The 2,131-nt window shown below is 61.8% G+C and carries 2 protein-coding genes; one reads left to right on the forward strand and one right to left on the reverse strand.

Translation table 11 applies throughout. The annotated features are described in order from the left end of the window. Window positions 1-200, reverse strand: a 200-nt coding sequence (locus tag ACX9NE_RS29175) for a cold-shock protein (RefSeq protein WP_459365253.1), incomplete at its 3' end; no start/stop codon positions are given. Window positions 201-1,416: 1,216 nt separating this feature from the next. Here ACX9NE_RS29175 and ACX9NE_RS29180 point away from each other — a divergent pair. Further along, complete coding sequence (locus ACX9NE_RS29180; protein WP_459365252.1) at window positions 1,417-1,911, forward strand: DUF5994 family protein; 495 nt, start codon at window positions 1,417-1,419, stop codon at window positions 1,909-1,911. The last annotated feature ends 220 nt before the right edge of the window (window positions 1,912-2,131 follow it).

The following is a 2,131-nucleotide window of genomic DNA, read 5'->3' on the forward strand; positions in this document are numbered from 1 at the left end:
ATGGCGGTCACTCGCACCGCCTGGGGACCTTTGGGCCCCTGGCTGATCTCGAACTGGACTCGCTGATTCTCCTCAAGGGAGCGAAAACCGTCCCCCTGAATCTCAGAATGGTGGACGAAAACGTCTTTTGCGCCACCGTCGGGAGCGATGAAGCCGAAGCCCTTTTCGCTGTTGAACCATTTGACGGTTCCCTGTGTCATGCTGATTTCTTCTTTCTTCTCAAATGGGCACGATTTCGCTCCCAAAGCGGCCAATCGACTAGACAACGCTGGAAGAGTGCTCGATATGTTCGAGTACTTTGTGCTCAAATCTCTTGTCGGGCCGCGGGTTCGGTGACGCCGCTAGTGACATCTCTGACGTCGAGGTTCGTGCGGGAAGTCGGATGAACGTCGGGCATTGTCGAGTAAGCCCGTTCGACGGGTTGCGGCGTCAGTGTTGTTTGGTTGGCAGCAAGGACACGGCCTGCGCAGGCTGGTCGGCCTTGGCGCGTTTCGCGGCCCGTTTTTCTTTCAGAGATTTACCGGACTTCTTGGTCATGGTTTGCCGAGGGGACTTATCAGACATCGCGGCCCTTTGATATGGGGGCCTGTGTTGGTCCCGGTTTCGCAAGTGTACGCCTCGCATGCCGCGCCACCCGACTGTTGCCCTCGCTCGACTCCGCAGGAGTCGGCCCGAGGAACCACCGCCGTTGAATACACCGTTGCCGCAACGCACCGCATTCGTCCGTAGTACCGACCCGAGACCTCGTAATGCCGCGGCGGCGGGGCTCAGAAATGGTTGCCAGGCAAGGACGCTCAGGCGTGATGACCAACCATCATGACGGTGTGACCGATCCGGGACAACCTGTCGACGACGGACGGAGCTCCCGCCCGGCATGCCGGCATTCCTGGTTGCGCACGTCAAATGTACACAGCCCGAATGATTTTGGCGCGCAAGATCATTCAGCAGAGCTCGGGGCATTCCATCGCATCGCAAGAGGGTCGGGTTGAAACGGCAACGGCTCAACGGCGATCCAGCCTGGGAGCCCGGCGCGCCGGGGGAAACCTCCCGCGCAACGCCGGCGATGCGCCGGGCACCTGCGGAATCGTCCTTAAGCGCTGCGCTGAATCGAGAGCCGATGCCGACATAGCGACACCGGCGCAAGTAGTGGCGTAACGTCGGTCAAAGAGCTGTTTCGTTGTCGGCGCCGGCCTCAAGCGTCATTCCCCCCTGGGGATCGCGGGCAATGCAATTCCTCCGTCGGCCCGGTTCGCGGGTTGGTCGTTTCGAACTGGGAAGGGTCGTCCCATGAATCGTGCAGAACCGGCGCTCGGTGTCATTGTCTCTCAACAGAATCCAACCACAGATTGCATCGTCGGTGCTGTCGGGCAACGGCCCGGCGGGACGACTGCCTCGGCAGGGGAGCCGGCCGCACCCATGGTGACGATGGTGAGGCCGCGGCGACCGGCGATCCCGGTGCGGCTCACTTTGGCAGCGCGGCTCGGGGACAAGATCGATGGAGCGTGGTGGCCGCGCACGGGCCTGATCTCGCGAGAGCTGTCCGAATTGGTCGCTGTCTTGGATGTCCGATTGGGCCAGGTCATCGACATCGATATCAACTGGTCATCCCTGCAACGTCAGCCGGATATGAATTGGGACTGGTGGCAGAGCATAAATCCGCACATCATGAGCGTTGGCGGCCGTGATGCGCGGGCGAAACTTCTGATCGTTCCGCACCGGACTCATACGGCCCTTGCGGTAATGGTCTTGCGTCAGGCTGCCGGCCTGCCGGTGCAGGCCGTGCATCGCGGTTCCCGGGCGTTCGAGACGGCCGAACGCATCGTCCGCGTAGCCCGGGGCGAGCCAATGTGTGACGTTGTCCGCTCACGGCGTGCCGGCGTAGCAGTCGTATCTCCAGGCCGGACGGACTGATGCCGGCCCGGGTCCACCTGCTGCGCACACCGGTCACACAAACTGCCCAGGGACTACAGCGAAACGGACGCAGAACGAGTGTCGTTGATTTCCAATAGTTTGTGTTATTCGGCAGACCGAGCCGATACGCCGACTTCCGGTTCCTCCCCGCTCTGCACCAGGAGACTCTCGACGGTCGAGGCATTGCTTGGGCCCGCTGCTGTCATCATGACGGCGTGTC

It is taken from the genome of Mycobacterium sp. ML4 (assembly GCF_054515735.1).

What these genes read in the sequence shown, in the direction of transcription:
- ACX9NE_RS29180 (WP_459365252.1), top strand. Translation starts at nt 1,417, where the DNA reads ATGGTGACGATGGTGAGGCCGCGGCGACCGGCGATCCCGGTGCGGCTC.